Raw genomic sequence first — 4,270 nt, 5'->3', positions numbered from 1 at the left:
CCCGGAGCACCGGCGGGCGGCGCGCGGGGCGGCCGGCGATCGGCCGACGCCGCTCGGTGGCGACGCGGATCATCTCCGCCCGGAGCTCCCGGGCGACGCGTGCGCCGGCCGCGTAGTCGAAGCGCACGATCGCCCGCTCCAGCCCGTCGTCGTCGGCGGGCACCGGCCCCAGCACGTCCACCCCGTCGAGGTCGGACACCGACTCCGCCGCTCTGGCCACCGATGCATGCGCCGCCGTCACGCTCGCCACCCTGACCGCGGGTGGGAACCGCAGTGCGCGGCGCGCCTCGAGCTCGGTCGCCGCCCACTCGGGCTGCCGCCACATCGACAGCGCCGAGGCGAGCGCGCCACCCACCCCGACGAGGTGCACGGTGGCCCCGGGCGCGGCCAGCGCCGCGGCATTCGACCACCAGCGCAGGCAGTCCTCGGCGACGCGCAGGGACTCGCGCAGCAGCATCCGCTCACCGTCCAGGAGGAGCACGGCACGGTAGCCGCCCTCGGCGATCGGCTCGGCGCCACGGGTCGCCACGACGAGCGCCGGCTCGGCGGACACGCGCAGCACCGGTCGCTCGCCGTCGGAGAGGATCACCCTGGTGCGCGGGAAGGCCCGGCCGAGCTCGTCGGCGGTGCGGCTCGCCCCGACGGTGACCGCGCGCAGCTTCGCACCGTCGCACACCGGGCACCGCCACGCGCTCGCGCTCGTGCCGCACAGCACGCATCGGGGCTGGCCACCGGTGCGGGGCACCCCGAGCGCTCCCCCGCAGGCCGCGCATCGGGCGGGCTCGCGGCACCGATCGCACGCGAGCAGCGGGGCGTTGCCCGGCCTGGCGACCTGCACGAGCACCGGTCCCTCGCGCACGGCCTCCTGCGCCTGTCGCCAGGCGACCGACGGGATGCGCGCCGATCCCGGCTCGGGCGCGGCCTGCTGCTCGGTCGGGATGACGCGCGGCCGCACGTGCTTCAGGGGCGCGACGTCGTGCACCCAGCCGACGGCGACCAGTCGCTCGACCTCGACGCTGCGGGTGTGGGCCGCGAACAGCAGCGCTGCGCCGCTCTGCTCCTGCCGCACCAGCGCCGCGTCGCGCGGGTGCACCCCGGGCGCCAGCGGCTCGTTCAGCAGGCTGTCACCGTCGTCCCACAGCGCGATGAGTCCGAGGCGGGGTGCCGGCGCGTACACCGTCGACCGGTTGCCGATGATGATGCGGGCCTCGTCGCGGGTGGCGTCGAGGAACGACCGGTAGCGGTTCCCGCCCGACTGGCGGGCGTCGGTGCGCAGTACCCGGCGAGGGTCGACGGATGCCGCGAGCACGAGTTCGAGCTGCTCCTGGTCGCGGTAGTCGGGCACGACGAGCAGGGCCGAACGGTCGGCGGCCAGCGTGTGTGCCGCGGCCTGCGCGAGCGTGACCGCCCACGCGCCGACCCACTGCCCCGTGGGGAGGCGGAGCGGGCGCGGATCGGCGCGGAGCGACATCCGCTCGCCGCGCTCGATGCCGGCCTCGACGCGACCCGCCTCGGCGCCGTGCACGGGCGGCGGCGCCTCGGGAAGGTCTCCCGGCTCAGCAGGGGCGGACAGCCAGGATCGCTCCACCCGCACGTAGCGGCTCGGGATGGCGAGACGGAGCACGTCGCTCGCATTGCCGGCGGCACGGTCGGCGACCGCACGCGCGAGCGCCCAGACCTCGGGCACCAGCAAGGGGACCTCGGACACGATGTCCTCGACCTCGCTCAGCGTGCCGCCGTACTCGCTCTCGTCCACGAGCTCGACGAGCCAACCGTTCGCGATGCGTCCGCCGGTGCGGAGCGGCACCCGCACCCGCACGCCCGGACGCGCCGACGCACGCAGGCGTTCGGGAACCGAGTAGTCGAAGAGCTGGTCGAGCTGCGGCAGCGGCGAATCGACGAGCACCCTGGCGACGGGGCCGCCCGCCATGTCAGAGCCCGGCGGCCGCGCGGAGGTCGTCGACGCGGTCGAGCCGCTCCCAGGTGAACTCGGGAAGCTCGCGGCCGAAGTGGCCGTAGCTCGCCGTCTTCGCGTAGATGGGCCGCAGCAGGTCGAGGTCGCGGATGATCGCGGCGGGTCTGAGGTCGAACACCTCTCGGATCGCGCCGATCATGCGCTCGTCGGGCACGTGGGCCGTGCCGAACGACTCGACGTACAGGCCCACGGGTGCGGCCTTGCCGATCGCGTAGGCGACCTGCAGCTCGAGGCGGTCGGCGAGACCCGCCGCCACGGCGTTCTTCGCGACCCACCGCATCGCGTACGCCGCCGAGCGGTCGACCTTCGACGGGTCCTTGCCGCTGAAGGCGCCGCCGCCGTGACGGCTCGCGCCACCGTACGTGTCGATGATGATCTTGCGGCCGGTGAGCCCGGCGTCGCCCTGCGGTCCGCCGATCTCGAAGCGACCGGTGGGGTTGATCAGCACGGCGAGGTCGGGCCGCGCCAGCTCGACCGTGTCGAGCACCGGGCGGATGACGAGCTCCTCGACCTCGGCCCGGAGCTGCTCGGTGGAGACCGCCGGCGAATGCTGCGTCGAGAGCACCACCGTCTCGATCGTGCGCGGCACCTGCCCGTCGTAGCCGACGGTGACCTGCGTCTTGCCGTCGGGGCGCAGGTAGTCGAGCTCGCCCTGCTTGCGCACGGTGGCGAGCCGCTCGGCGAGTCGGTGGGCGAGCCAGATCGGCACGGGCATGAGCTCGGGCGTCTCGCGCGTGGCGTAGCCGAACATGATGCCCTGGTCGCCGGCGCCCTGCATGTCGAGCGCATCGACGCTGGCCCGTTCGCGGGCTTCGAACGCGTGGTCGACCCCCTGCGCGATGTCGGGCGACTGCCCGCCGATCGACACCGACACGCCGCACGAGCGGCCGTCGAACCACACGTCGGACGAGTTGTAGCCGATCGACGTCACCCGCTCGCGCACGATCGCCGGGATCTCCACGTACCCCGACGTCGTCACCTCGCCCGCGACGTGCACGAGCCCCGTCGTCACGAGCGTCTCGACCGCGACCCGACTGTGCGGGTCGACCGTGAGGAGCGCGTCGAGGATCGAGTCCGAGACCTGATCGCAGATCTTGTCGGGATGGCCCTCGGTGACGGATTCGGAGGTGAAGAGTCGGAGTGCGCTCATGTGGTCCCGTGTTCCTTCGTGGTGTCGGCGGCGACCGCCGCGGTCGTCGATTCCGAGACAACCACGTCGAGGATGACATGGGCCACTGATGATTTCGTTCCGTGTGCTCGTGTGACGATCTCGCCGTCGGGTCCGATCACGACGACGCGGTTCTCGTCGCTCGCGAAGCCCTCGCTCCAGCCGACCCGGTTCACGACGAGCACGTCGGCGCCCTTCGCCTCGCGCTTCGCCCGGCCGAGGGCGAGGAGCCGCTCGTCGTCGGGCTCGGTCTCTGCCGCGAAGCCGACGAGCAGCGTGCCGTCGTGTGGCGCGTGTCCGAGGCCGGCCAAGATGTCGGGGTTCCGCACGAGCTCGAGCGTCATGCCGCCGTCCCCGGCGTCCTTCTTCAGCTTCGACTCGCTCACGTCGGCGGGACGGTAGTCGGCGACGGCCGCGGCCATGATCACGACGTCGGCGCCGCGTGCGGCATCCGTCACCGCCTGCTGCAGCTCGAGTGCGGTCGAGACCTGGCGGATGTCGCAGCCGGCCGGATGGGCGACCTCGAGGTTCGCCGCGATGAGCGTGACCTCGGCGCCACGCGCCCGCGCCGCCTCCGCGATCGCGACGCCCTGCTTGCCGCTGGAACGGTTGCCGAGGAATCGCACCGGGTCGAGGGGCTCACGCGTGCCGCCGGCCGTGACCACGACGCGGCGCCCCGCGAGGTCGTGTCGAGCGGATGCCGCGACCCGCTCGAGCGCGGCGGCCACGATCACGTCGGGCTCCTCCATACGGCCCGGTCCGCTGTCGGCACCGGTGAGCTGGCCCACCGCGGGCCCCACGACCGTGACACCACGCTCGCGCAAGGTGGCGATGTTGGCCTGCGTGGCCGGATGCCGCCACATCTCGGTGTGCATGGCGGGCGCGATGACGACGGGCGCCTCGCTGGCCAGCACGGTGTTGCCCAGGAGGTCGTCGGCGAGGCCGGTCGCAAGCTTCGCGATGGAGTTCGCGGTGGCGGGCGCGATCACGATGAGGTCGGCCGCCTGCCCGATCGCGACGTGGCGCACCTCGGCGACACCCTCGTAGAGGTCGGTGTGCACCGGGTTTCGCGAGATCGCCTCGAGCGTGGGACGACCCACGAACCGGAGCGCACCCTCGGTCGGCAC

General features: G+C 73.6%; 3 protein-coding genes. All 3 read right to left on the bottom strand.

Annotated features, from left to right (window positions below; translation table 11 throughout):
* On the bottom strand, positions 1 to 1,930 hold a 1,930-nt coding region (locus AC1DY2_RS16295), incomplete at its 3' end, for a primosomal protein N' family DNA-binding protein (RefSeq protein WP_476763369.1).
* 1 nt (position 1,931) lies between these two features.
* The gene (metK, locus tag AC1DY2_RS16290; RefSeq protein ID WP_476763368.1) at positions 1,932 to 3,125 is read right to left on the bottom strand and encodes a methionine adenosyltransferase; all 1,194 of its coding nucleotides are present in this window, start codon (positions 3,123 to 3,125) and stop codon (positions 1,932 to 1,934) included.
* On the bottom strand, positions 3,122 to 4,270 hold a 1,149-nt coding region (gene coaBC, locus AC1DY2_RS16285; RefSeq protein ID WP_476763367.1), incomplete at its 5' end, for a bifunctional phosphopantothenoylcysteine decarboxylase/phosphopantothenate--cysteine ligase CoaBC. The genes metK and coaBC, both read right to left, overlap by 4 nt.

It is taken from the genome of Agromyces sp. P1_H4, from assembly GCF_056405255.1.
Note: the sequence above shows the minus strand (reverse complement) of the source record. Positions and strands in the feature narration are given on the sequence as shown.

What these genes read in the sequence shown, in the direction of transcription:
- metK (WP_476763368.1), bottom strand. Translation starts at nt 3,125, where the DNA reads ATGAGCGCACTCCGACTCTTCACCTCCGAATCCGTCACCGAGGGCCAT.